The following is a 25,689-nucleotide window of genomic DNA, read 5'->3' on the forward strand; positions in this document are numbered from 1 at the left end:
GTCTAGCCATAAAACGAAGTATTCACCTTTAAACGTCATTTCGGTCGAAATGACGTGTTGGGAGCTTTTCTTATCTAATTACTATGCTGTAAAATGAATTGTAAAATAAAAAAGAGAGCACAAACTCTCTTTTTTAGTTAACTATTTATTTCTTTTCTTTCTTGAAATTTGTAAAAGTCCAAGACTTAATCCAGCCATTGCAATGTATCCAAACATTTGTGTTCCAACTGATGTTTTTGGAACTCTAGGCACCGGTTTTTCTTTGTTAGTAATTACAAAACCGTCTTTTGCATTTCCTTCTATCTTGCTTTCATATCCTTTAACTTCTACTTCTTTTACTGTATATTCTATTTCTTTTCCATTTTCATCATATACAGGTAAATCTTTGAAAGTATGTTTCCAAGAATTTGCTTCGTTTAACTTCGCTGTTTGAATTTCTTTTCCATTTGCTAAAAGTTTCACTTCAATTTCTTTTAATACTTTTCCTATCCATTTCTTTTCTACTGAAACTTCTGTTTTTTGAACATTTCTATTAGTAATTACAAAGCCATCTTTTGCATTTCCTTCTATCTTACTTTCATATCCGTCAATATTAACTTCTTTTACTGTATATTCTATTTCTTTTCCGTTTTCATCATATACAGGTAAATCTTTGAATGTGTGTTTCCAAGAATTTGCTTCATTTAACTTCGCTGTTTGTACTTCCTTTCCATCAGCTAAAAGTTTTACTTCGATTTCATCTACAGCTTTTCCTAACCATTTCTTTTCTACTGGAACTTCTGTCTTCGCTACATTCTTATTTGTGATTACAAAGCCGTTTTCTGCACTTCCTTCTACCTTGATATCGTATCCGTCAACTTTAACTTCTTTTATTGTATAAACTATTTTTTTACCATCTTTATACTTGTCAAGATTTGTAAATTTGCCTTTCCAATTTTCACTCTTCTTTAAAGTTAAAGTTTTTCCAGTATCTTTATCATTAGCAAATAATTTCACTGTTACTTCTTCAACACTTGCAGGTCCAACCCAACGTTTTTCTACAGGAATTTCAGTTTTTTCAACATTATGTTTGTTTTTGATTATAAATCCAGCAGCACCATCTACATGTCCTGCAACTATTTCAGTATCATATCCTTCTACTACTGTTTCTTCTTTAACAGTATATTTAATTTCGTTTCCTTGTGCATCATATTTGTCAAGATCAGTAAATTCGCCTTTCCAATTATTTTGTTCATTTAATTTTATTGTCTTATCAGTAGGAACATCATTCTTTACTAATTTTACAATTATTTCTTTAACTCTCTTACCATCTTGGTTATTATTATCTTCCCATTTCTTTTCTACAGGAATTTTTGTCTTTGCTACATTCTTATTTGTGATTACAAAGCCATTTTCTGCACTTCCTTCTATCTTGCTATCGTATCCGTCAACTTTAACTTCTTTTATTGTATAAACTATTTTTTTACCATCTTTATACTTGTCAAGATTTGTAAATTTGCCTTTCCAATTTTCACTCTTCTTTAAAGTTAAAGTTTTTCCAGTATCTTTATCATTAGCAAATAATTTCACTGTTACTTCTTCAACACTTGCAGGTCCAACCCAACGTTTTTCTACAGGAATTTCAGTTTTTTCAACATTATGTTTATTTTTGATTATAAATCCGGCAACTCCATCTACATGTCCCGCAACTATTTCAGTGTCATATCCCTCTACTACCGTTTCTTCTTTAACAGTATATTTAATTTCATTTCCTTGTGCATCATATTTGTCAAGATCAGTAAATTCGCCTTTCCAATTATTTTGCTCATTTAATTTTATAGTCTTATCTGTAGGCTTATCATTCTTTAATAATTTTACAATTATTTCTTTAACTCTCTTACCGTCTTGGTTATTATTATCTTCCCATTTCTTTTCTACAGGAATTTTTACCTTTTCGTTACTCTTATTAATAATTGTAAAATTATTCTTTGAATTTTCTTTTATTTCTTTATCATATCCGTTAATTTGTTCTTCTTCAACAGTATATTTAATTTCAGTTTTTCCATCATCTTTAAATTTATTTAAGTTTTTAAAAGTGTGCTTCCAATTATTTTGTTCGTTTAAAGTAACTTCAGCAACCTTTGTACCGTCAGCTAATAAATTAACTTTGACACTTGAAGCTTTTTTTCCTATCCAAGTTTTATTAACACTTACTTCAGTTTTTTCTCTCTTATTAGTTATTGTTTTTATTACGGCTACATCATCTTTTACTTCAACTTCAATTATATCTTCATTTTTTATCCAACCTGCAGGAGCTTGTATTTCTTCAATTTTGTAAGTTCCTTGAACTAATTTATCAGAAACAGCTTCTCCATTATCATTAGTTACTAATTCGAAAGTTTTATTTGTTGCCTTATTAGTAATTTTAAATTTTGCACCTTTTAAAAGTAATTGATTATTTTCGGAGTCAACTTTAATAATCTTTATTTTACCAAGTAAATCACCTTCAATAGTTCCATTTGAAATCGCACTCTTATATTCACTTTGTGAAATATGTGTTTTTCCTTGAGAAAACATTTTTAGAATGTTTTTTACTTTAACATTAGGCTTATAAGTTGATCTATATGTTAAGATATATTGTTCTCCATTTATATCCCCAAATTCATATCTGAATTTTGTAAAATTATTTGAAAATTTAATTTTATCTGAGACATTTTTCTTCCAGAAAGTTTTTTTAATATTTCCGAATTTATCAATTTCAACTTTTCTAAGTTCGAAACTACCTCTCTTATAACGAAGTCCATCAAAACTTCCTTCAGTAACAGTTAATTCATCTTCAAATACAACCTTCTTAAATTTATCTTTCTTTACATTTATACGAGCAGTCCAGCTTAATTCATCAACTTTATCATGAATTCTATTAGCCCATTTAGCTAAAATTTCATTTTCTACTGAACCCGGTTTTCCTATTTCAACTTCTGTCTCATGTTTTTTACCATTCAATTCTATTATAAACTTGTTTTTTCCTCCAAGAGTAATTTTATCTTGATTGAATGAAGCTTCCATAGAAACAGTTCCCTTAACATTATAAAGATTTTCAACCTTTTCATTTAAAGTTACTCTTACTGTTCCTCCACCGGTTTTTTTTACTGTAATTTTACCTTGTCCGAAAACAGTTGTTCCATCTACTCCATAAATTGGGAAATTAACAGCTGCAGAATCTTCTATAAATCTGAAATTATCCGGTAATTCGATTTCAAAATAATCACCATTTTTCAATGCATTTCCATATTTTTTTGCATCCCATACTAATTTAATTTTAAATCTGCTCCAACGTGATGTTTTATTTAATTCTTGTCCCTGCCCATTTAGAATTTTAAACTCTGTAATATTTACATTTGGCGTAATGTTTTTAGCCCTATCTTCTGCTGAAACTTTAAAAGCAGGTAATAAAGTGCCCAACACCATAAGAACACTTAATAGCATACAATAAATTCTTTTTTTCATTGCGCTCCTCCTCATAGAATAATAATAGTAGCGATTAATATTTTAACTTAAAAATATCAATCCTTTTTAAATACATTGTTATTAGAAGCCTAAACTAATAACTAAACTTAAATAAATTTCATACCCTTAATGAAATACTATTTAATATACGTACTAATAATAACATTTTTGCGATTTTAAATCAAATATGCTAAATATATATTTAAATTTATACCGCTTAACGGCAATAAATTATTTCGTATTTCTCTACCCGGAAATTAAAACAAAGTTAAAATTTACACAATTAATCAAGTTTTTATTAATTTGTTTATGTATTTAATTAACAATATAATATTATGTTACATTATTATAATATGTTTTTATTGTAAATATTAATAAGTATTTATTTTAATATAATTAGCTAATTTTCAATGATATTCAACAAAATATATCTTTAAAAAATAAAATAAGCTATATATTAAATAAGACAAATATTTATTTTTTAGATTTTCAATGGTTTAAAAAATTTAATAATGCTATATGATTGATCTTTACAAAGTACTTTGATGAAAATTATATTTTAAAACAATAAAAAAGCATACTCCAGTATAATACATCGAGTACGCTTTTTTATGAAAATATTTTTAGAATTTTTTTCTGCTTCCGGGTTTTACAAGTTCAATTTTTCCTTCTTTACAAAGTGGACAATCATCTTTTTCAAAGGCTTGAACATTTAATGAAATTGCCGGGAAAAGTGGATATTCGATATCTGATTTTCCATTTGTTCTGTCAACTATTGAAGCAATTCCAACAATATTTGCTCCATGTTCTTTTAGTACTTTTATTGTTTCTAATGAAGATTTTCCTGTTGTAACAACATCTTCAACTACAAGAACATTTTCTCCCTCATTTATAAAAAATCCTCTTCTTAGAGTCATCATTTCATTTTCTCTTTCTGTGAACATTGCTCTTACTCCCAAGGCTCTTCCCAATTCGTAAGCAATTACAATTCCACCCATTGCAGGTCCAACTACCGCATCAACTTTTACATTTGCATCTTCAAGTTTTTTCTTTATTACCTTACAAACTTCTTCAGCTTTGTCAGGATACATCAAAAGTTTTGCACATTGAACATATTTGTCGCTATGTTTCCCTGATGATAATAAGAAATGTCCTTCTAATAATGCTTCACTTTCTTTTAATAATTCCAATACTCTTTGTTCCATAATTTCCTCCTAAATAATTCCTCTAATTTCTTCTAAATTTTTTATATTTTGTTCTTTACAGAATTTTTCCATTCCTTCAATTATATCAATCATAACTCTCGGATTGATAAAGTTTGCTGTTCCGACTTGAATTGCGGTTGCTCCAGCCATAATAAATTCAATCGCATCTTGCCAATTCATTATTCCACCCATTCCGATAATTGGAACATCTACAACCGAAGCGACATCTCTTACCATTCTTAAAGCAATAGGTTTTATACAAGCTCCTGAAAGTCCTGCCGTTACATTGTCGAAAACTGCTTTTCTATTATAAATATCTATTGCCAAAGCATTAAATGTATTTACAAGTGAAAGACAATCCGCTCCCGCTTCAACACAAGTTTTTGCCATTTCTTTTATATTTTCAGCATTTGGAGATAATTTTACCATAAGAATTTTATCGGTGTTTTCTCTAACTTTTCTTACGATTCCCTCTGCAATGTCGCATTTTATTCCAAAAGCCATTCCGCCTGATTTTACATTCGGACAGGATATATTTAATTCAATTATTTTTATATTTGTCTTATTGATAAGTTCAACTGATTTTAAATAATCCTCTAATTGTGAACCTCCAATGTTTGCTAAAATCTGTGTATCAAAACTTTCCATAAAAGGTAAATCTTCTTCAATGAAAGTCGGTACTGACGGATTTTGAAGTCCAATACTGTTCATTATTCCTGCAGGTGTTTCGTAAATTCTAATTCCCGTATTTCCGTCCTTACCCGCAAAAGTAAGTCCTTTTGTAGAAATACCACCTATTCTATTTAAGTCGATATATTCAGCATATTCTCTGCCGAAGCCGAAGGTTCCTGACGCTCCGATAACGGGGTTTTTAAATTTAACTCCACAAATATCTACTTCCAACATTAAAAATTCACCTCCTTGACTTCAAATACAGGACCTTCCTTACAAATTCTTTTCATTCCATTTTTAGTTTTACAACTACAAGCTAGACAAGCCCCGATTCCACAACCCATTCTACTCTCTAAAGAAACATAGACAGGTATGTCAAATCCTAAATTTTTTACAGAATTCATCATAGGATTTGGACCGCAACAATAGATTACATCATAATCATCTTTTATTATTTCAGTTATGAAACCCTTATGTCCTACACTTCCTGTATTTGTTGCGATATATGTATTTTTTGTAAATTCCTTAAATTCTTCAGTAAAATATATTTCATCTCTAAAGCCTGCATATAAATCGACATCCGCTTCCAATTTCTTTGCAAGATATAGCATTGGTGCAATTCCAATTCCCCCTGCTACAAGAGCAACTTTTTTGCCATTATATTCATCAATCGGAAAGCCGTTACCAAGTGGACCTAAAATTTCTATGCTGTCTCCAATTTTCTTTTCAGACATAATCTTTGTTCCTTTTCCCACAACTGCATAAAGAAAAGTTAATTTATTGTCCTCCATATCGCAGATACTTATCGGACGGGGAAGCATAGTCCCGTCCTCAAAGCATTTAACCATATAAAATTGTCCGACTTTAGCTTTAAATTCTCCCTTGACATCCATTTTGTAAATGCCTTCAGAAATTTTTTCATTTAAAATTATTTCAACTTTTTCGTATGATTTATTCTCCATAAATATCCTTCCTCATATTCAAAACGGCTTCTCTTGTGTAATGAGCAAATTTTTCTTCGCCGTCTTCAAATTTTTGATAGTATTTTATAATTCCTCTTGAAGAGTTTACAACTCCTCCATTAAAGTCATTCAAATAAGTTCTGATGTCTTCTGCTTTTGCACCTTGTGCCCCATATCCCGGTAATAAGAAGAAAATATTTTTATATCTTTCTCTTATCTTTTTAGCTTCTTCGCTATGAGTTGCTCCAACAACAAATCCCAAAGGAGAATATCCACATTCAGAAGTCAATTCATCAGCAAATTTTTTAAGTTCATCTCCAACTTGAAAATAAAGAGCCTCGCCGTTGTAGTCAAGACATTCAATGTCCTTTGCTCCCTCATTTGAAGTTCTAAGCAATACGAAAACTCCCTTTTCTCCGGTTTTTAAATAATCTAAATAAGGTGTGATACTGTCCATTCCCATATATGGATTAAGAGTTATAAAGTCCGCTTCAAACTCTCCTTTAAAATGTGCCTTTGCATATTCCTTTGCAGTACTTGCAATATCTCCCCTTTTAACATCTCCGATACTTAAAAGTCCCTTTTCTTTAAGATATCTTAAAGTTCTTTGGTAAGCAATAAGGCCTTCAAGTCCGTTTGCTTCATAATATGCAATTTGTGGTTTATAGATTGCTACAATATCACTTGTTGCATCAATTATTGTCTTATTATATTCAAAAATTATATCTGAAATTTTTTCGTGTTTTTCTTTAATATAATTTGGAATATAATCTAAATGGCTGTCAAGTCCAACACAAACAAATCCTTTTTCTTTTACTGCTTCATATAATCTATCTACTATCATTAAAATTCTCCTTTATATTTAATTTCTCCCGCTTTAATTGTCATAAGCACTTCTCCGTAAAGTTCCATTTTATCAAAAGGTGTATTTTTCGCTTTTGACGCAAATTTACTTGAATCTACAACAATTTTTTTATCAGTATCAACTATAACCAAATCTGCAAAATATCCCTCTTTTAAAAGACCTTTTTTAATTCCCATTAAATTAGCTCCACCATAGGACATTACCTTTGACAAAGTTCTTATGTCGATATTTCTCTCTTTAACCAATTTTGTATTACAAATCGCAAAGGCAGTTTCAAGTCCAACAAGTCCCGGACTTCCATTTGCCTTATCCTCTGCAGTATGTGGTGCATGATCTGTTGCAATCGCATCAACAGTTCCATCTACAATTCCATCTATTAGAGCTTCAACATCTGACTTTTCTCTTATTGGCGGATTTACTCTGTAGGAATTATCCCAAAGTGCAATATGATGTGGAGTTACTTCACAAGTAACCTTTACGCCCTCTTTTTTTCCACGTCTTACAGCTTCCAAAGAGTCAACTGTACTGACGTGGCAAAGATGAATTCTTCCGTCCAATCTCTTTGCAAGATAAACATCTCTTAAAGTCATAAGGTCTTCCGCTATTCTATAATCAATTGGAGAAAGTTCACTTTCTGCATGTATCATTATAATTTTATCATATTTTTTCGCCTCTAAAATCGCTCTATACATTGTAGTTTCGGAAAGCACACCCTTACCGTCATCGGATAAAAATTTTGCATTTTCAAATTTTGAATAGTCAACCAAATTTTTTCCGTCAAAATTTTTAGTAACTGCAACTATTTGATTTATATCTACTAAATCCAATTCCTTTGCTCTCTTCATTATATCATTATAAGTTTCCAAATCACCGCAAATCGGCTTTGTGTTTGCCATTGTATTTACAGTTGTATATCCACCTCTTAAAGCTGAAAGTGAGCCTGTTTTTAAATCTTCCTTATAAGTAAAACCCGGATCTCTAAAATGCACATGCAAATCCACAAATGCAGGCATAACAGTCTTTCCCTTCGCATCTATAATTTCATAACTGTCATCAAAACTCAAATTTTCGCCAATTTCTACAATCTTGCCGTCTTCAATTTTTATCTCTCCGACTCTATTTATATCTTTATCCACTAAAATTGCATTTTTAATTATTTTTTTCATTATGTCCTCCACAAGAATATAAATTATCACAGTAATTACATCTATAAATTCCCTTTTCTCTATTAACTAATATAAATTTATTTTGAACATTTTCGTGGCAAGTTATACAACGTGGGTTTTTACATTTTATAAAACCCTCTACCTTTTCAGGTAAAATCATTGAAACTTTTTCTTTTATTTTTTCGTTTTCTATGATATTTACAGTCAAATCCTTATCTATCAAGCCTAAAATCGCAAGGTCAACATCAATTACATTTTCAATTTTTATCATATCTTTTTTGCCATATTTTTTAGAATCTGCATTCATTATAAGTGCCACTGTGTAGTCAGCCTTATCCAATTCTAAAAGTTTAAAAATTTCATAGCCAAGACCCGGTTTAATATGGTCTATTACAATTCCATTTGAAATACTATTTATATTTAACATTATTTTACCTCCAATAACTTTAAGATTAATGCCATTCTGATTATCATACCGAATTTAACTTGATTGAAATACTTTGCTCTAGGATCTTCATCAACTTCTGTTGCAATTTCATTTACTCTTGGCAATGGATGAAGAATTATCATATCTTCCTTAGCGGTTTTCATCTTCTTATTATCTAAAATGTAAGTATCTTTAAGTCTTACATAATCAGCTTCATTGAAAAATCTTTCCCTTTGAACTCTTGTCATATATAGAATATCAAGTTTGTCCATAACTTCCTCAATTGTTCTAACTTCGATAAACTCAACATTATGGTCATTTAGATACATCTTGATATATTCTGGAATAACAAGCTCAACCGGTGAAATAAAGATGAATTTATTTCCCTTAAACTTTGAAAGTGTCTTAACAAGTGAATGAACAGTTCTTCCGAATTTCAAGTCCCCACAAAGCCCGATAGTCATATTTTCCAAACTTTTCTTATATTGTGAAATTGTAAGTAAATCTGTAAGAGTTTGAGTTGGATGTTGATGTCCACCGTCTCCCGCATTAATAAAAGGAACAAGTGTAACTTCTTTTGCAAGCTCTGCAGAACCCTCATGTGGATGACGCATAGCGATAATATCTGAATAGCAACTAACAGTTTTTATTGTATCTTGTAGGCTTTCACCTTTAGTCGCTGATGAAACTTTAGGATCCGGAACAGTTATGCAACTTCCGCCAAGTCTAAGCATAGCTGCTTCAAAGCTCAATCTTGTTCTTGTTGACGGTTCAAAAAATAATGAAGCTAAAACTTTTCCCCTACATTTTTCTGAAAATTTTTCAGGATTATTATAAATTTCTGCTCCTAACTCCATAAGTTCAAGTAACTCTTCACAAGAAAAGTCTTCACTACTAACTAAATTTCTAAATTCTTTCATACAATTCCTCCTATTAAGTCATTTTGTCATACACAAAAAAAGGAAATAACAAACAGTCATTTCCTAAAATTAAAATCATTAAAAACAAATATTGAATAAAAATGAGAATAAAAGCCCTTTAAAAAGCCTCTAACAGCTTTAACAAAAGGAGATTTTATAAACTCAAAAAAAATGTCGGAAATATCATTTTTAAAAAATGAATTACCGACAAAAATACCAAAATTATTAAAACGAGAAAATTTAAGACCAAAAACAGAAGAGTCTATTAAACAATTATTTTTGCTATTAAAAACTGACATTTTAACTGAATTTGTCATAAAATTTACCTCCGTCAAATTTTCTTTGACTATTATACAATAATAGAATTATAAAGTCAATAGATTTACAAAAGTTTCACAAAAAAACTCCACCTTTTGGGTGGAGTTGGAATTATTTATTCAATAAGTCCGGTTTAAATGTCGGAACCATATCTTTTAAGATATCTGTAATATCTTTTTTATCCAGAGTGTTTTTAACTTTATCAAGTCTTTCAAGTCCGTCTTTTAGTGCTTCTACATTGTGAACTATCGGTTTTTCTATAAATATTTTTTCGTAGTCAGTTGCAACTGAATTTTCCATATTTAATAGTAATTCTTCATAAAGTTTTTCTCCGGGTCTAAGTCCTGTAATTTTAATGTCTATGTCTTTATAAGGTTCAAAGCCTGAAAGTCTGATAAGGTTCTTTGCCAAGTCAAGAATTTTAACAGGCTCGCCCATATCGAGTATAAAGATTTCTCCCCCTTTGGCGATTGCTCCTGCTTGTAATACAAGTTGGCAAGCTTCAGGGATTGTCATAAAGTATCTTATTATATCTTCGTGAGTAACTGTAACAGGTCCACCCTCTTTAATTTGATTGATGAAAAGTGGAATTACAGATCCGTTTGAGCCCAATACATTTCCAAATCTAACAGCTACAAATTCTGTTTTAGATTTTTCATTGTATGTTTGTACTAACATTTCGCAAATTCTCTTTGTAGTTCCCATTACAGATGTCGGATTTACAGCCTTATCTGTTGAAATTAAAACAAATCTTGAAACACCATGTTTATCACAGGCTCTTATAACATTTAATGTTCCGAAAACATTATTTTTAATTGCAGAAGTTGAACTGTTTTCCATTAGTGGAACATGTTTATGAGCTGCTGCGTGAAATACTACATCAGGTTTATATTTTCCGAAGATAATATCCATTCTTACAGCATCTCTAATTGATTCAATTTCTACAACCAAGTCTAAGTCCTTATAATGTCTTACAAGTTCCATTTGGATTTCATAGGCATTATTTTCATAGATGTCCAAAATTATCAATTTTTTAGGACTGAATTTTGCTATTTGTCTGCAAAGTTCGGAGCCGATTGAACCGCCTCCACCTGTTACCAAAACAGTTTTATCTTTCAAAAAGTCATTTAGCACTTCTTGATCCAATTTAACTTCATCACGTCCAAGCAAATCTCCAATTTCAACATCTCTTAAATCTCTTATATTTAATTTTTGATCGTCAATTAATTCATACATTCCGGGAATTATTTTAATCTTCATAGAAAGTTTTGAACAAATATCAGAAATATCTTTTTGAATTTCTCTATTTGCTGAAGGCATTGCCAAAATAACTTCATCTATTCTATAATTACTTATAGCTGAAATTATTTTTTCCTTTCCTCCAACTACGGGAATTCCTAAAATTTCAGTTCCAACTTTATTTTTATCGTCGTCGATAAAAGCTACAACCTTATAACCTAATTCCTTATGTTTTCTAAGTTCATTAAGTACCAATACACCGGCATCTCCGGCACCTACAATCAAAACCCTCTTAAGCCTATCCACAGGAATTGAAAAAACTAAATTTTTTCTAGCCTTTGAAAGATATCTCGTGCCTGTAACAAAGAACATATCTATTACAAGTACAAGTGCCATAACACTTCTTGGAAATCCTACATTCATTGAGATTAAAAGCCCGGCTGTTAGAACATTTGCGACAACTATTGCCATAAAAATTCTAAATAGCTCTTTAAAGTCTGCATATCTCCACATTATTCTGTATAATCCGAATAGTGCGAAAACCACAATTTTAATTAAAACTATAGGCACTATCCATTTGATATACATATCCCAATAATGTGCAGGAATATGCCAGTCAAATTTTAATAAAAATCCCAAGTAGTAGCAAAAATTTATAACTATAATATCCAATATTATTAAAAATAATTTTCTGGCCATTATTATTCTCCCATTTTAAAATCCGAAGAAACTAATTTTTGTAAATATTCCTTTATAGCTTCTTGATTTGCTTCATCTTTCAAGCCATATTCAATACTTGCAATCAAAACTCCAAGTTTATTTCCAACGTCATAAGTTTTTCCGTCAAATTTATAACCCAGTAATTCTCCCTTTAAAGTCAATTCATTTAAGGAGTCTGTAAATTGTATTTCTCCGTTTTTCCCCGCTTTTTGATTTTCAAGAATTTCAAATATTTCATTTTTAACAATATATCTTCCAACCATTGCTAAATTTGAATTCGTTTCATCAATATTCGGTTTTTCTATAAGTCTTGTAGAGTCAAAAACATTTTTTTCTATTTCTTCCCCTTCCAAAATGCCGTAATTATGTCTTTTTTCATCAGGTATAATCTCAACTCCTACCACTGTTTTTTCATATTTGTTATAAATATCAACCAGCTCTTTTGTGCAAGAACTATTTTTACAGTCAATTATAACATCACCCAAAACAACGCAGAAATCTTCGCCATTTACAGCTTCTTTTGCACAAAGAATCGCATGTCCTAATCCTTTTTGTTCTTTTTGGATAATAAAACTTATCTTACATTTTAATATTTTTTCTAAAATTTCAATGTCTTTTTTCAAAACATTATTAGAATTTTTAACTCTTGAGTCAATTTCAGAGTTAAAATGTTTATCAATTGTAAAATAATCTTCATTTACAATCAAAATTACTTCATCAATTCCAGCTTCTACAACTTCTTCAATAACATATTGCAAAGTCGGTTTATCAAAAATCGGCAACATCGCCTTTGGAACTCCCTTTGTTGCAGGGAACATCCTAGTTGCAAGTCCGGCTGTTGGAATAACTACTTTTTTTATCTTCATAATTACACCAATGCCCTTAAATTCTCGATTATATAATCAACTTGTTCATCTGTCAATAATGTATGAAGTGGCAAAGTAATTTGTGACTTATAATTATTATAAGCATTTGGATAATTTTTAATATCAAAGCCTAAATTTTTATAAGCTGTATGCATAGGTAATGGCTTGTAGTGAACATTTGTTGCAATTCCTTTTTCAGCCATTTTTACAATTATTTCATTTCTCTCTTCTTCACTTATATCTTCAATATTAACAATATAAAGATGGCAACAGGATTTTCTATCTTCTTCAAAGTGAACAAAAGGTTTAATTCTTGTTCCTTCAAATCCTCTATTATATCTTTCTACAATTTCAAAACGTCTTTTCAAAAGATTTGGATATCTCTTTAACTGAGCTAGACCAATTCCTGAAGCAATGTCAGTTAAATTGCATTTGAAGTTAGGAGCAACAATATCATATTCCCAAGCTCCAAGTTTCATCTTTGAAAGAGCGTCCTTTGATTGTCCGTGTAAAGATAAAAGTTGAAATTCTCTATAAATTTCATCGTCATCTAAACCTAAAGCTCTATTCCAAGTAACAGAGCCACCTTCACCAACAGTAAAGTTTTTAACGGCGTGGAAAGAAAAACATGTAAAGTCCGCAACACTTCCACTTGGTTTACCCTTATATTCAGCTCCAAGTGAATGAGCACCGTCAGCCATAACCACAACTCTACCAATTTTTTCTTGTAATTTATTATTTGGTCTAAATAAAGCTTTTTTTCTCTCTACAATTTCAAAAATTTCATCATATTTGCAAGGCTTTCCTGCTAAATCAACAGGAATAATCACCTTTGTCTTTTCTGTAATTGCATCTTCTAAAGCTTTTAAGTCCATAAACTTATCTTCTTTATTACTATCAACCAAGACAATTTTTGCTCCTACATGATGAATAACACTTGCAGATGCAGTATAAGTATATGCACAAGTTATAACTTCATCTCCCTCTCCCACTCCAAGAACTCTTAAAGTAAGCTCCATAGCAGCAGTTGCAGAATTTAAACAAACAGTTTTATCTGTATTTGTAAAAACTGAAAGCTCTTGTTCCAATCTTTTTGTCTTTGGACCGGTTGTTATCCAACCTGATTTTAAAGTATCAACAACTTCATCAATCTCTAATTGGGTAATATCCGGTGGAGAAAATTCTATTCTCATATAATCACTATCCTATCTATTATTGTTATTACTGTCATTGTTATTTTTATTAGCGTCGTTAGTTACATCGGCACTTTCTTCAGTTTTTTCCAAACTTGATTTTTTCTTTCTATCAACAACAGCACCTTTTCCTGATTTAATATTTCTAATCAAAGATTCCTTATCTTCTTCATCAACTACCAAATATTCAACATTTTGAACCTTTTCCCCTGATTTTTGGTTATCAATAACAACTTTTCCTGTATGGAAACTTTGACAACCCGCAAAAGAAAGACAAAGTAAACAAATTGGCAATAAATTTCTCTTTTTCATAACGAACTCCTATTCACTATCCTTTTCAACCATAGGCTTCATTGTAGGGAAAAGTAGTACATCTCTTATAGATTCTTGATTAGTTAAGTACATAATAAGTCTGTCAATACCTATTCCCATACCACCTGTTGGTGGAAGACCTACTTCAAGCGCATTGATGAAATCATAATCCATCATTTGTGCTTCTTCATCTCCATTTTCTCTAGCTTCAACTTGCTTTAAAAATCTTTGTTTTTGATCTATAGCATCATTTAACTCACTAAAAGCATTAGCGATTTCTCCACAATTTACAAAAGCCTCAAATCTTTGAGTATATCTCTTGTCCTTAGGATCTCTCTTTGCAAGTGGACTGATTTCAACCGGATGCTTTGTAACAAAAGTAGGTTGAACCATATATTCTTCACAGAATTCTTCAAAGAATAGAGAAATAATTTCTCCTCTTGTAGTATGTTCTGTTACTTCAATTCTCTTTTCAATAGCAATCTTTCTTGCTTCTTCATCAGTTAAAATAGTTTCAAAGTCAACTCCCGCATATTCTTTAACAGCGTCAACCATTGAAATTCTTCTCCAAGGCGGTTTAAAGTCGATAACTTTCCCTTGTAACTCAACTTCAGACTTTCCGACAACTTCCATACAAATAGTATAAACCATTTCTTCACAAAGTGTCATCATTTCTTCATAGCCAACATAGGCTTGATACAATTCAATTGCAGTATATTCAGGATTATGAAGTTTATCCATACCTTCATTTCTGAACATTCTTCCCATTTCATAAACCTTATCGAAACCTCCTACAATCAATCTCTTTAAATATAATTCATTCGCAATTCTTAAATACATATCAATATCTAAAGTATTGTGATGAGTTATAAAAGGTCTTGCATTAGCTCCACCGGCAATTGTATTTAAAATTGGAGTTTCAACTTCTAAAAATCCTCTACTATCAAGATATTTTCTGATAGAAGAAATAATTTTACTTCTCATAACAAAAACATCTTTAATTTCAGGATTTACAATTAAATCTACATATCTTTGTCTATATCTTAAGTCAACATCCTTTAAACCGTGGAATTTTTCCGGTAAAAGTTGTAAGGATTTTGTAAGTAAAACAACTTTAGAACTTCTTATTGAGATTTCTCCTGCATGAGTTGTAAAAACTTCTCCCTCAACCCCTACAATATCTCCAATATCCAAAGTCTTAACTTCTTCATAACTTTCGCCTAAAACATCAAGTTTATTGAAAAGTTGAATCTTTCCGCTAAAGTCTTGTAAGTCCATAAAACAAACTTTACCATGACCTCTTTTAGTTCTGATACGACCGGCAAGTCTTACAACTTTTCCTTCATAATTATCATAATTATCTTTAATTTCTTTTGAATAAATTGTATCTTCAAACTTTTCGATTTCGTGTGGATCTTTTCCGGCTTCTACCAATTCTTTTAATTTCTCTCTTCTAACCAAGAGCATCTCATTCAAATTTTGTTCTTCCACAATATCACCCCTTAATTTCTCTTAATATTATCTATTTTATATTCTACAACATTTCCGTTCGGTAATTGTACTTGAACTTTATTTCCCTTTTTCTTTCCTAAAATAGCTCTACCAACAGGTGATTCATTTGAAATTTTACCTTCAAGCGGATTACTTTCAGCAGAACCTACTATTGTATATTCTATCTTTTTCTTTGTTGCAACTTGAACCAAAGTAACAGTAGCCCCAACATTTACTGTATTTGTGTCTATCTCAACTTCATCAATAATCTTTGCATTTGCAATCATATTGTCAAGTTTTACAATTTTTTCTTCTATTTGAGCTTGTTCATTCTTAGCTTCATCATATTCAGAGTTTTCAGAAAGGTCTCCAAAATCTCTTGCTATCTTTATCTTCTCTGCTATTTCTTTTCTCTTAACAGTTTTTAATTCTTCTAATTCCAATTCTAATTTTTTTAAGCCTTCGGCAGTTAAAAATATTTCTTTTTCGTCCATAATATTTCTCCTTAAAAATTTTAACTCTATTCAAGTAATTATACTAAATTCATCAAAAAAAGTCAATCAAACAAAGGCAATTACATAAACAAGCCAATAAAAATATTCTTACTAATTATTTAAAAAAACGCTTGACTAAAGTGTAAAAAGGTGCTATGATGTATTTGAAATTATATTAAAGTTTCAGTTTATTGAGAAGCTAAAGCGTTATAATTTCAAAAAAATTATTTTGCTAGGGGGGATTTTATGGCTAAGCTAAAAAAACTGGTTAGTTTGTTGTTAGTTTCTTTGATGCTATGTTCTTGTGCATCTTCAGGTATGTTAAAAAATATTGAGAACAGAGTTTATGATGGAGAAAAAGGAGCTCAGTTAGTAGTAATGAAGGAGAATTTCAAATCTCCTAAACTTAGATTTCAAGGTCCAAGTCCTATTACACCAAATACAAATCCGGAAGATATTGAAAAGAATAGAGATAAATATGAAAAAAGTATAACAAAAGAATATTCCGGTGTAAAAATTGAAGAAAGAGATGGCAAAAAATACATTGTAGCCAAAGATTTTAAATATAAATTGGTTGTCGTAGATGAAAATACAATTTTAGATGAAGAAGACAATGTAACTTACAGATGCCTACCGGATTTATATAAAAAAGATAAAAAGTAAAAGTTGATTAAACTCCACACAAGTGGAGTTTTTTTTATGTCTTCAATGTATCTATGATATATTATATGGAAATTTTAATTTCTATTTCTTTCAGAAATACTATTGCTTACAAGTAAGCAATAGTTGAGATTTCCAGAGCAAAAAATATTTTGATATTTATTTACTTTTAACGTCTAGCTGTTAAACGAAGATTCTTCCCTTATACGTCATCTCGACCGGAACGAAGCGTAGCTGAGAGCAGTGGAGAGATCTCATACTTATTCTTGTTTACAAGAATAAGTAAATGTATCGCAGATACATTATATGAAAATTTTATTTTTTATTTCTTTCAGAAATACTATTGCTTGCTAGCAAGCAATAGTTGAGATCTTTCGACTTCGTTACACTACGCTCAAGATGACGTGTAGGGGGCTTTTCTTTGCAAAGACTTTGACGTGAACTATTTTGTTTTATATGCTATATTTAAATAAAATTATATGATTTTTTATTTTTTTATTATATTTTTTCTATATTTATAAAGATAATTCGAAGTTTATCTACCTTTAACGTCTAGCTGTTAAACTAAGACTATTCCCCTATACGTCATCTCGACCGTAATGAGTGAAACGAATGGAGCGGAGAGATCTCATACTTTTGCTTTAGCAAAAGTAAATGTATCGCAGATACATTATATGAAAATTTTATTTTTAATTTCTTTCAGAAATACTATTGCTTGCTGGCAAGCAATAGTTGAGATCTTCAATACAATTGTATCTAAAGATACAATTGACTCGTCAGACCTACTTTTGTTTACAAGTAAACAAAGTTATGAGATTTTTTATTTTTTCTATTATATTTTTTCTACTATATGTATAAAGATATTTTGAAGTTTATCTACTTTTAACGTCTAGCTGTTAAACGAAGACTATTCCCCTATACGTCATCTCGACCGTAATGAGTGAAACGAATGGAGCGGAGAGATCTCATACTTTTGCTTTAGCAAAAGTAAATGTATCGCAGATACATTATATGAAAATTTTATTTTTTATTTCTTTCAGAAATACTATTGCTTACTGGCAAGCAATAGTTGAGATTTCCATAGTCGATTATACCCAAATCAAAGATTTGAACAATCTTTGCGTCAGACCTACTTTTATTTACTAGCAAACAAAGTTAGGACTAGATTGACTATGCTCGAGATGTTGTTGTAGCTTTTATACATAAAGTAATATGTGGTGAACTTTTTCTTTCTATATTATACTTAAATAAAATCTTATAAATTTTAGTTTCATCCTATCTGTTATCAAAATTTATTGTTATATTGTAATCTTTTGTTAAAAAATATCAAATTTATTATAGTTTGAAAAATAGTTACTAAATTATCTCACAAATAAATTTTTTAAACTACTTTTTTATGTTTTAAAATTGTATTTCTAGGTATATATATATCGTGTGGTAGTATTTAAAGATAATAAACTCCTCCCATAAGTTTTCCTTTTCTTTTCTACCACACTACATATTACCAGCAAGTTTTTGTTCTTTATAATCCTCCCATGATAAGTACAAATTCAACTGCTGTAATATTTTTTTCTAAACTAAAAAGATGGATGCGAAAGCAACCATCTTTTTTTATAAATTTATTTAATCTACATCTTAATCTAAATCAGTAAAATTCATAATAATTTGACTAAAAATTCTATGCTTTGTCTTTTATTAAATTTCAATAATGTCAGTCTAATATTTATAGGCTAACTTAGAAATATAACCTCCATATTTAGCAATCCCTTGTCTATTAGATAATCCCATATATTGTAAATATCCATGATATCCACCTTCACTATAATAAATATATGGTTGAGGAGTAGAATTACTATAACTTAATTTTAATATTATCCATCTTCTTCTATGTCGAGGAATAGTTGGTTTATGTGAATTTGCTTTAATTATATCTCTTAAGCAATCAGATAAAATAAATCCTAACATACCTGCTACTACAAATTTACTAACTTTTTTCATAACTAATCCTCCTTTAATTCTATACAGTTATTAGATAAACTATTACAGTATATTCATTATATCATATAAAATAGTGTTTGTAAACATAGTTTTAAACTTTTGAATAGTAAATTGTAGAATTCGTCTTTCTAAAAATGAATATAAAACATAGTTTTATTAGATAGTAACCCTATGCTTCCACAATGCTTCATTTCTGTCGGCTACCCGAAAACCTTGTTGTTTCAAAATAAGAACCCCACCCTTCCACGATGCTTTGCATCGGGTGGGTTCCCGGGAACCTTGTTGTTTCACAATAAAAAAGCGTAGATTTCTCTACGCTTAATTTTTATAAATATTAAATTATTTCTAACCTAATCTTTGTTTTGCATCTGATGCTCTTCTTACTGCTTGTCCTGCATAGTTGATTGAAAGCATTAGAACAAGTACTAACATTGATGCAGGGAACCAAATATACATTCTATCTCTTAAGATTGTAGGGTCTAACGCCTTGTTGATAAGAGTTCCAAGTGAAGGTACTCCCGGTGGTAAACCGAATCCAAGGAATGTAAGTCCGATTTCAATTCCCATATTTCCTGCTAAGTCCAAAATAGCACTTATTATAAGAATTGAGCTGATATTTGGTAAAATTCCACCAAACATTATCTTCCAAGCAGGTGTTCCCATTGTCTTAGAAGCACTTATATAATCACGTCTTCCTTCTGAAAGAGCCTTTGATCTTACAAGTCTTGCAATACCTACCCAATAGAATATACTCATAATGAATACGAATGTAACCATGTTGTATGAAGGAACTAATGTTACGAATACTATGATAAGCATAAGAATTGGTAATACTTGGATAAAGTCTATAATTCTCATAATGATATTATCTACAATACCGCCATAGTATCCGATAATCAAACCGACAATAATACCAATTACATTAGTTAAAACTGTTACTGATGCACCAATTATGATTGAATTTCTAGTTCCGATGAAAAGTTGTCCTAAAAGAGATCTACCGGCTTGGTCAGTTCCTAAAACATATCCGCCTTCTCCCGGTCTTAGGAATGAATCCATAAGATTAACTTTCATTACTTCTTCTACATCGAAGAACATACTTCCTATAAATACTGTTAAAATTATTAAAGTTAAAAATGCAAGTGAAAATGTTGCTAATTTATCTTTTTTAAATTCCCTAACAATTACTTTAAAAGCACTTGGTGTAATTTCTTGCTTATTTAGGGAAGCATCTTTTTTTATTTCTTTTTCTTTACTCATTTTATCACTCCCCCTATTATTCTATTCTTATTCTTGGGTCAACTATACTCATAATGATGTCTGATAACAAACTTCCAAGTAAAGTCATAAATCCAAAAATCATAATTAATGTAGTCAATACTGAATAATCTCTTGATTGAATAGCTTCAATGAATAATTTTCCCATTCCAGGATATCCGAAGATTGTTTCCATAAATACTGAACCTGAGATAAGTCCTGTCAATGTGAAACCGAAGAATGCAGCTATTGGTAAAAGAGAATTTCTAAAGATATGATGTGTATAAACTTTATCAATAGGTACTCCCTTACTTCTTGCAGTTCTTACATAGTCTGAACCTTTAGCATCTATAATTTCATTTCTTAAATATTGAACAGTTCCTGTTGTAGCTATCATTGCATAACAAATTGCAGGTAATATCATATGTCTTAATCTACTTATAATATATCCAAATCCTGAAACACCGGGATCCACAGAGTCTGATGCAGGGAACCAATGTAATGTGTAAGCGAATAATAAAATCATAAGTAAGTAGAAAATAAAGCCCGGAATCGCATAAGTTACGAAGTTATACAATGTAACAGCTTTGTCAAACTTACCTCCATTATATCTACCGGAGAAAATACCAAGCGGTAATGCCAATGCATATAAGAAAGTTACACAAAGTAGTGATAACCAGAAAGTATTTCCAATTCTTTGTCCTAAAAGTGTAGATACAGGTAATTTGAATGAATAACTTGTTCCAAAATCCCCATGGAACATATTTGTAATCCATCTCCAATATTGTTGATACCATGGATCATAGAAACCATATTTTATTCTTAATGCTTCTATTTGCTTTGGATCAGTTGTCGGAGTGATTTGTCCTGTGAAAGGATCCCCCGGCATCATCTTAGCTAAAATAAATACTATAATACTTAATATTATTAATTGAGGTATCATTAGAAGGAATCTTCTTAACACGGTTTTCCACATACTATTTTACCTCCTTTTTTGCTACATAATGACTATCTGTAAGTTTAATCAAATCAAATACTTTACCATTTTCATCATAGTAGTCTTTTTCTAATTCTTTATATTCTTGTTCTACTTTAATTCTGTTTTCAATTAATTGTTCTTTCAATCTTGGATCCGTTTCCGGAATAGCTGCAATTAATCTCTTTGTGTAGATATGTTGTGGATTTTTATAAATATCTTCCTTTGTTCCTCTTTCTACAAGTCTTCCTCTGTACATAATGTTTATGTAATCACACATATGTTTTACAACCCCAAGGTCGTGAGAAATGAAAAGGTAAGACAGTCCCATATCTTTTTGAATTTTTTTCATAAAGTTCAAAACTTGTGCTTGAACTGAAAGGTCAAGTGCTGAAACAGGTTCGTCGGCAATTATAAGTCTAGGATTTAAACTTATTGCTCTGGCAACCCCAATTCTTTGTCTTTGACCACCGGAAAACTCGAATGAGTATTTATATAATGCATCTTCCGGCATACCAACTATGTCTAAAAGTTCTAAAACTTTTTTTCTTTCTTCTGTTACAGTCATTTTTTCGAAGTTTCTTAAAGGCTCTGCAATGATGTCTATAACTCTCTTTTTAGGGTCTAAACTCGCCATATTATCTTGGAAAATCATTTGAACATCTCTTGTAAATTCTTTATCTTTTCTTACCATTTTTTTAGTAAGAGGTTTCCCGTCAAAAATAACTTGTCCACTTGTAATTTTTTCAAGACCGATTATAGCTTTACCTATAGTACTCTTACCACTACCACTTTCTCCGATAAGTCCGTAAGTTTTTCCTTTTTCGATAACCATATCTACACCGTCAACAGCTAGTACATGGTCTATTATCTTATTGAAAAAACCTCCTCTTATAGGATAGTGAACCTTAAGGTCTTTAATTTCTAAAAAGCTCATTAATTACCCCCCTTTTCATCAAAATGAAAATTCTTATAGCAAGTACATCTTACAAAATGTCCGGGTTCAACTTCATGCATTGTAGGATTTTCTTCATGTTCTTCATCAGCAATCCAAGGAATTCTGGCTTTAAATCTACAACCTTGTCTTGGTAAGTTCTTTAATGAAGGAACCATACCTTGAATTACATATAAATCTTCATCGTCTGCATCCATTTGTGGAATACTGTTCAACAAACTTCTAGTATAAGGATGTTTTGCATTTGTAAATAAATCCAAAACAGGTGCTTCTTCAACTATTTGTCCCGCATACATTACACAAACTCTATCAGCAAGTTGAGCAACAACTCCTAAATCGTGAGTGATTAAGATAATTCCTGCATTAATTTCCTTTTGAATTTCAACTAAAAGGTCCAAAATTTGTGCTTGAATTGTTACATCAAGTGCAGTTGTCGGTTCATCCGCAATAATAATCTTAGGTTTACAAGCAAGAGCGATTGCGATGATAACTCTTTGTCTCATACCACCTGATAATTCATGTGGATATTGTCTTGCAACACGAGGTGGGTTAGGAATACCTACTTGTTCAATCAATTCCAAAACTCTGGCTTTTCTTTCTTCAGCATTCATTTTTGTATGATAAATCAAGCCTTCCTCGATTTGTTTTCCTATTCTTTGTAAAGGATTTAAAGATGAAAGCGGATCTTGGAAAATCATTCCAATGCCTTCTCCTCTAATTTCATTAAATTCTTTTTCTGACAAACCTACTAAATTCTTTCCTTCAAACAGTATTTCACCTGTTGAACGAGTGAAGTTCGGATTATGTAAACCCATTATTGTAGTAGCTAAAGTCGATTTACCACAACCACTTTCTCCTACTATAGCTAGTATTTCATCAGAGAATAATTTCATATTAACGCCATCTACTGCGTCAAAATAATCATCACGGATTCTAAAACTTGTGTGTAGATCTTTAATTTCCAAAAGTAATTCTTTTTGATCCATAGATTCTCTCCCCCTAACTTTGTGTTTTGGTATTATTCTCTATAATTTCATAAATACATTTTGTTTTCTATATTTATATTAAAAACTAAAGTAAAAAGGAATAAAAAACATTTTAAATAATTCCCTATAAAATAAAAATCAATTGAAAATAAATCAATTTTTATCAATAAATGTACCTATGTTATAAATTCATCTATAATTATACAATATTTAAAATGAATAATCAAGTACCCTGAAAACATTTTTAAAGTTTGTTATTCCTAATGATAGGGCATTTTAATAATGCATAATTATTCATTTTTATAATTATTTTATTAAAAATTAAATTTATATCTACATTAATACTATTTTTATTCTACTATGAACTTGTAATCTTCTATATTATATGTTAATAAGTCAGTATCAATATAATATATTAATCTAAAAAACATTTTTGAATAATCTTACAAGTTGTAAAAACTTAATTAATGAATTTTTAATGAATTTTTTAAACCATAAAAAATTTTAATGAAATTAATTTCTTATATTTTCATAAAAATTTTATAAGAACCCCACCCTTCCACGATGCTTTGCATCGGCTGGGTACCCGGGAACCTTGTTGCTTCGCAATAAAAAAGACATCTAAATTTTAGATGTCTTAAATATAATCTATTTTTCTACGATTTCAATTTTATCGTCTGCTTTTATCTTTCCGCCTTTTAAAACTTTAGTAAAAATTCCCTCTCTTGGCATTACACAGTCGCCAACAATATGTCTGATTTCACAGCCTAGATGACATTCTTTTCCTATTTGTGTAACTTCAAGTGTACATTCTCCTACTTTTAAGATTGTCCCTATCGGCAATTTGTAAAGGACAATTCCTTCAGTTAAGATATTTTCTGCAAAATCTCCTGCTGAAAGTGTAGGAAGTTTTTCTTTCATAGCTTCCATACTTTCAACTCCAAGCAAACTTACTTGTCTATGCCATTTCCCGGCGTGAGCATCGCCGTCTATTCCGTAATCTTCAATTAATTCTATGTACTCTACAGGATGTTTTTTTGTTCCCTTTCTTTCACTTATACTTACTGCTAAAACTTTCATTACTTACTCCTCACAAAATCTCCGCTTTTTCCACCTGATTTTTCTAATAATTTAATATCCGTTATTTCAATATCCCTTTGAATTGCCTTGCACATATCATATATCGTTAAAGCTGATATTGAAACAGCTGATAGTGCTTCCATTTCAACCCCTGTTTCCCCGACACATTTAGTTGTGGCAATTATTTCTATTTCAAAGTTTTCATAATCCATATTAAATTCAATGTCAACACCAACTAAATTTATCGGGTGGCACATTGGAATTATATCAGAAGTTTTTTTCGCTCCCATAATTCCTGCGACTTGAGAAACGGCTAAAACATCTCCCTTTTTAGCTTTTCCATTGACAACTATATTAAAAGTTTCTTCATTTAATTTAACTCTTGCAAAAGCCTTGGCAATTCTTTTAGTTTTTTCTTTTTCTCCAACATCGACCATTTTTGCTCTACCTTGATCATTAATATGAGTTAAAACTTTTTCTTCCATTTTAACCTCCGATTTTATTCATATCTCTTGCACTTTCACTTTTTCCGTCTTCAAGATGATGTTTTTCAGGTTTTTCATAAATTCCTCTCTTGAAAACTTCTTCAAGCTCTTCTCCACTTAAGCCTTTAAGATTTATTTCATCTCTTGAATGTAGGCAAGGTTTTAGTTTTCCATCACTTGTTAATCTTATACGATTGCAATCTTCACAGAATGAACAACTTATAGGGCTTATGAGTCCTATTCTACCTTTTTGTCCCTTTATTTTATAAATTTTTGCAACTCCTGAAACTCCGTCAAACTCCAATTCAGGAACTTTTTCCAAAACAATTTTATTTGAAACAAATTTATCCTTAGACCAATTTGCCGTTTCTCCAATTTGCATAAGCTCGATAAAACGAACTTCCAATTCATATTTATTTGCTAAATTTACAAAATCCTGTATCTCATCATCATTAAAGCCACCGATTAGAACTACATTTATCTTGACCTTAAAGCCCTTTTTTATAGCATAAAAAAGACTCTCCATAGTCTTATCAAAATCATTTCTTCGGGTTATATCATTGTACTTCTCTTTTACCAAAGTGTCAAGGCTGAAATTTATTCTTCTAACTTTATTTTCAAAAAGCTCATCTGCCATCTCTTTTAGATAAACTCCATTTGTAGTTATTGCAATATCTTCAATTTCATTAATTTCAGAAATCTGTTTACACAAATTAATAAAACCGCGACGAACCAAAGGTTCCCCGCCTGTTAACCTAATTTTTTTTATTCCATTTTTAGATGCAATTCTAACTATTTCAACAATTTCTTCAATGGATAGAATATCACTATGACAAAGACTTTTAACCCCACTTTCAGGCATACAGTATTTGCATCTTAAATTACATAAATCGGTAACTGAAATTCTAAGGTAGGTGATATCTCTTCCAAATCTATCTTTCATATAATCTCCTATC

Annotated in this window: 24 protein-coding genes; 1 reads left to right on the forward strand and 23 read right to left on the reverse strand. The window is 30.5% G+C overall.

Annotated elements, in window-relative coordinates; genetic code table 11:
* Window positions 1–141: 141 nt before the first annotated feature.
* The 15 genes from ACMX2D_RS05375 to greA all read right to left on the reverse strand — a co-directional run bounded on the left by ACMX2D_RS05375 (window position 142) and on the right by greA (window position 16,336).
* Entirely contained in the window at window positions 142–3,486 is a 3,345-nt protein-coding gene (locus tag ACMX2D_RS05375) for a Cna B-type domain-containing protein (RefSeq protein ID WP_414973019.1), read from the reverse strand.
* 623 nt (window positions 3,487–4,109) lie between these two features.
* On the reverse strand, window positions 4,110–4,691 hold the full coding sequence (gene pyrE, locus ACMX2D_RS05380) for an orotate phosphoribosyltransferase (RefSeq protein WP_414973021.1): 582 nt from the start codon (window positions 4,689–4,691) through the stop codon (window positions 4,110–4,112).
* 9 nt (window positions 4,692–4,700) lie between these two features.
* Entirely contained in the window at window positions 4,701–5,597 is an 897-nt protein-coding gene (locus tag ACMX2D_RS05385; protein ID WP_414973023.1) for a dihydroorotate dehydrogenase, read from the reverse strand.
* On the reverse strand, window positions 5,597–6,325 hold the full coding sequence (locus ACMX2D_RS05390) for a dihydroorotate dehydrogenase electron transfer subunit (RefSeq protein ID WP_414973025.1): 729 nt from the start codon (window positions 6,323–6,325) through the stop codon (window positions 5,597–5,599). Before ACMX2D_RS05390 ends, ACMX2D_RS05385 begins: the two co-directional genes overlap by 1 nt.
* The gene (gene pyrF, locus ACMX2D_RS05395) at window positions 6,315–7,169 is read right to left on the reverse strand and encodes an orotidine-5'-phosphate decarboxylase (protein WP_414973027.1); all 855 of its coding nucleotides are present in this window, start codon (window positions 7,167–7,169) and stop codon (window positions 6,315–6,317) included. The genes ACMX2D_RS05390 and pyrF overlap by 11 nt, the downstream gene beginning before the upstream one ends.
* Window positions 7,169–8,356, reverse strand: coding sequence for a dihydroorotase (locus tag ACMX2D_RS05400; RefSeq protein WP_414973029.1), 1,188 nt, complete (start codon window positions 8,354–8,356; stop codon window positions 7,169–7,171). The genes pyrF and ACMX2D_RS05400 overlap by 1 nt, the downstream gene beginning before the upstream one ends.
* On the reverse strand, window positions 8,340–8,783 hold the full coding sequence (locus ACMX2D_RS05405; RefSeq protein WP_414973031.1) for an aspartate carbamoyltransferase regulatory subunit: 444 nt from the start codon (window positions 8,781–8,783) through the stop codon (window positions 8,340–8,342). Before ACMX2D_RS05405 ends, ACMX2D_RS05400 begins: the two co-directional genes overlap by 17 nt.
* Window positions 8,783–9,703: an aspartate carbamoyltransferase gene (gene pyrB / locus ACMX2D_RS05410; protein WP_414973033.1), complete on the reverse strand. Its 921-nt coding sequence runs from the start codon at window positions 9,701–9,703 to the stop codon at window positions 8,783–8,785. Before pyrB ends, ACMX2D_RS05405 begins: the two co-directional genes overlap by 1 nt.
* 56 nt (window positions 9,704–9,759) lie before the next feature.
* A complete protein-coding gene (locus ACMX2D_RS05415; RefSeq protein WP_009448251.1) occupies window positions 9,760–10,020 on the reverse strand; it encodes a hypothetical protein in 261 nt (86 codons plus the stop codon).
* A 112-nt stretch (window positions 10,021–10,132) separates the two neighbouring features.
* The gene (locus tag ACMX2D_RS05420; RefSeq protein WP_414973035.1) at window positions 10,133–11,959 is read right to left on the reverse strand and encodes a polysaccharide biosynthesis protein; all 1,827 of its coding nucleotides are present in this window, start codon (window positions 11,957–11,959) and stop codon (window positions 10,133–10,135) included.
* 2 nt (window positions 11,960–11,961) lie between these two features.
* Complete coding sequence (locus ACMX2D_RS05425; RefSeq protein ID WP_414973036.1) at window positions 11,962–12,846, reverse strand: UTP--glucose-1-phosphate uridylyltransferase; 885 nt, start codon at window positions 12,844–12,846, stop codon at window positions 11,962–11,964.
* 2 nt (window positions 12,847–12,848) lie between these two features.
* The gene (locus ACMX2D_RS05430; protein WP_414973037.1) at window positions 12,849–14,039 is read right to left on the reverse strand and encodes a DegT/DnrJ/EryC1/StrS family aminotransferase; all 1,191 of its coding nucleotides are present in this window, start codon (window positions 14,037–14,039) and stop codon (window positions 12,849–12,851) included.
* Window positions 14,040–14,051: 12 nt separating this feature from the next.
* A complete protein-coding gene (locus ACMX2D_RS05435) occupies window positions 14,052–14,351 on the reverse strand; it encodes a hypothetical protein (RefSeq protein WP_414973039.1) in 300 nt (99 codons plus the stop codon).
* A gap of 9 nt (window positions 14,352–14,360) precedes the next feature.
* On the reverse strand, window positions 14,361–15,818 hold the full coding sequence (gene lysS / locus ACMX2D_RS05440; protein WP_414973110.1) for a lysine--tRNA ligase: 1,458 nt from the start codon (window positions 15,816–15,818) through the stop codon (window positions 14,361–14,363).
* Window positions 15,819–15,853: 35 nt separating this feature from the next.
* Entirely contained in the window at window positions 15,854–16,336 is a 483-nt protein-coding gene (gene greA, locus ACMX2D_RS05445) for a transcription elongation factor GreA (RefSeq protein ID WP_414973041.1), read from the reverse strand.
* 246 nt (window positions 16,337–16,582) lie between these two features.
* Here greA and ACMX2D_RS05450 point away from each other — a divergent pair, with 246 nt between their 5' ends.
* Window positions 16,583–16,999 (forward strand): hypothetical protein, encoded by a 417-nt coding sequence (locus tag ACMX2D_RS05450; RefSeq protein WP_414973043.1) that lies wholly within the window; start codon window positions 16,583–16,585, stop codon window positions 16,997–16,999.
* 1,713 nt (window positions 17,000–18,712) lie between these two features.
* Here ACMX2D_RS05450 and ACMX2D_RS05455 read toward each other — a convergent pair.
* The 8 genes from ACMX2D_RS05455 to moaA all read right to left on the reverse strand — a co-directional run bounded on the left by ACMX2D_RS05455 (window position 18,713) and on the right by moaA (window position 25,676).
* Window positions 18,713–18,994: a hypothetical protein gene (locus ACMX2D_RS05455; RefSeq protein ID WP_414973044.1), complete on the reverse strand. Its 282-nt coding sequence runs from the start codon at window positions 18,992–18,994 to the stop codon at window positions 18,713–18,715.
* A gap of 345 nt (window positions 18,995–19,339) precedes the next feature.
* Window positions 19,340–20,254: an ABC transporter permease gene (locus tag ACMX2D_RS05460; RefSeq protein ID WP_414973046.1), complete on the reverse strand. Its 915-nt coding sequence runs from the start codon at window positions 20,252–20,254 to the stop codon at window positions 19,340–19,342.
* A 16-nt stretch (window positions 20,255–20,270) separates the two neighbouring features.
* On the reverse strand, window positions 20,271–21,227 hold the full coding sequence (gene opp4B / locus ACMX2D_RS05465; RefSeq protein WP_414971706.1) for an oligopeptide ABC transporter permease: 957 nt from the start codon (window positions 21,225–21,227) through the stop codon (window positions 20,271–20,273).
* 1 nt (window position 21,228) lies between these two features.
* Entirely contained in the window at window positions 21,229–22,164 is a 936-nt protein-coding gene (locus ACMX2D_RS05470) for an ATP-binding cassette domain-containing protein (RefSeq protein ID WP_009448458.1), read from the reverse strand.
* Entirely contained in the window at window positions 22,164–23,168 is a 1,005-nt protein-coding gene (locus ACMX2D_RS05475; protein ID WP_414973048.1) for an ABC transporter ATP-binding protein, read from the reverse strand. Before ACMX2D_RS05475 ends, ACMX2D_RS05470 begins: the two co-directional genes overlap by 1 nt.
* A gap of 648 nt (window positions 23,169–23,816) precedes the next feature.
* On the reverse strand, window positions 23,817–24,248 hold the full coding sequence (locus ACMX2D_RS05480) for an MOSC domain-containing protein (protein ID WP_414973050.1): 432 nt from the start codon (window positions 24,246–24,248) through the stop codon (window positions 23,817–23,819).
* The gene (moaC, locus tag ACMX2D_RS05485) at window positions 24,248–24,733 is read right to left on the reverse strand and encodes a cyclic pyranopterin monophosphate synthase MoaC (RefSeq protein WP_414973052.1); all 486 of its coding nucleotides are present in this window, start codon (window positions 24,731–24,733) and stop codon (window positions 24,248–24,250) included. Before moaC ends, ACMX2D_RS05480 begins: the two co-directional genes overlap by 1 nt.
* A gap of 1 nt (window position 24,734) precedes the next feature.
* On the reverse strand, window positions 24,735–25,676 hold the full coding sequence (gene moaA, locus ACMX2D_RS05490) for a GTP 3',8-cyclase MoaA (RefSeq protein ID WP_414973053.1): 942 nt from the start codon (window positions 25,674–25,676) through the stop codon (window positions 24,735–24,737).
* Window positions 25,677–25,689: the final 13 nt, after the last annotated feature.

This window comes from Parvimonas oralis (assembly GCF_047608425.1).
Lineage (GTDB): Bacteria > Bacillota > Clostridia > Tissierellales > Peptoniphilaceae > Parvimonas.

Excerpts from the sequence above, each read along its gene's own strand:
- ACMX2D_RS05375 (WP_414973019.1), bottom strand. The coding sequence starts at position 3,486 with ATGAAAAAAAGAATTTATTGTATGCTATTAAGTGTTCTTATGGTGTTG.
- pyrE (WP_414973021.1), bottom strand. The coding sequence starts at position 4,691 with ATGGAACAAAGAGTATTGGAATTATTAAAAGAAAGTGAAGCATTATTA.
- ACMX2D_RS05385 (WP_414973023.1), bottom strand. The coding sequence starts at position 5,597 with ATGTTGGAAGTAGATATTTGTGGAGTTAAATTTAAAAACCCCGTTATC.
- ACMX2D_RS05390 (WP_414973025.1), bottom strand. The coding sequence starts at position 6,325 with ATGGAGAATAAATCATACGAAAAAGTTGAAATAATTTTAAATGAAAAA.
- pyrF (WP_414973027.1), bottom strand. The coding sequence starts at position 7,169 with ATGATAGTAGATAGATTATATGAAGCAGTAAAAGAAAAAGGATTTGTT.
- ACMX2D_RS05400 (WP_414973029.1), bottom strand. The coding sequence starts at position 8,356 with ATGAAAAAAATAATTAAAAATGCAATTTTAGTGGATAAAGATATAAAT.
- ACMX2D_RS05405 (WP_414973031.1), bottom strand. The coding sequence starts at position 8,783 with ATGTTAAATATAAATAGTATTTCAAATGGAATTGTAATAGACCATATT.
- pyrB (WP_414973033.1), bottom strand. The coding sequence starts at position 9,703 with ATGAAAGAATTTAGAAATTTAGTTAGTAGTGAAGACTTTTCTTGTGAA.
- ACMX2D_RS05415 (WP_009448251.1), bottom strand. The coding sequence starts at position 10,020 with ATGACAAATTCAGTTAAAATGTCAGTTTTTAATAGCAAAAATAATTGT.
- ACMX2D_RS05420 (WP_414973035.1), bottom strand. The coding sequence starts at position 11,959 with ATGGCCAGAAAATTATTTTTAATAATATTGGATATTATAGTTATAAAT.
- ACMX2D_RS05425 (WP_414973036.1), bottom strand. The coding sequence starts at position 12,846 with ATGAAGATAAAAAAAGTAGTTATTCCAACAGCCGGACTTGCAACTAGG.
- ACMX2D_RS05430 (WP_414973037.1), bottom strand. The coding sequence starts at position 14,039 with ATGAGAATAGAATTTTCTCCACCGGATATTACCCAATTAGAGATTGAT.
- ACMX2D_RS05435 (WP_414973039.1), bottom strand. The coding sequence starts at position 14,351 with ATGAAAAAGAGAAATTTATTGCCAATTTGTTTACTTTGTCTTTCTTTT.
- lysS (WP_414973110.1), bottom strand. The coding sequence starts at position 15,818 with ATGCTCTTGGTTAGAAGAGAGAAATTAAAAGAATTGGTAGAAGCCGGA.
- greA (WP_414973041.1), bottom strand. The coding sequence starts at position 16,336 with ATGGACGAAAAAGAAATATTTTTAACTGCCGAAGGCTTAAAAAAATTA.
- ACMX2D_RS05450 (WP_414973043.1), top strand. The coding sequence starts at position 16,583 with ATGGCTAAGCTAAAAAAACTGGTTAGTTTGTTGTTAGTTTCTTTGATG.
- ACMX2D_RS05455 (WP_414973044.1), bottom strand. The coding sequence starts at position 18,994 with ATGAAAAAAGTTAGTAAATTTGTAGTAGCAGGTATGTTAGGATTTATT.
- ACMX2D_RS05460 (WP_414973046.1), bottom strand. The coding sequence starts at position 20,254 with ATGAGTAAAGAAAAAGAAATAAAAAAAGATGCTTCCCTAAATAAGCAA.
- opp4B (WP_414971706.1), bottom strand. The coding sequence starts at position 21,227 with ATGTGGAAAACCGTGTTAAGAAGATTCCTTCTAATGATACCTCAATTA.
- ACMX2D_RS05470 (WP_009448458.1), bottom strand. The coding sequence starts at position 22,164 with ATGAGCTTTTTAGAAATTAAAGACCTTAAGGTTCACTATCCTATAAGA.
- ACMX2D_RS05475 (WP_414973048.1), bottom strand. The coding sequence starts at position 23,168 with ATGGATCAAAAAGAATTACTTTTGGAAATTAAAGATCTACACACAAGT.
- ACMX2D_RS05480 (WP_414973050.1), bottom strand. The coding sequence starts at position 24,248 with ATGAAAGTTTTAGCAGTAAGTATAAGTGAAAGAAAGGGAACAAAAAAA.
- moaC (WP_414973052.1), bottom strand. The coding sequence starts at position 24,733 with ATGGAAGAAAAAGTTTTAACTCATATTAATGATCAAGGTAGAGCAAAA.
- moaA (WP_414973053.1), bottom strand. The coding sequence starts at position 25,676 with ATGAAAGATAGATTTGGAAGAGATATCACCTACCTTAGAATTTCAGTT.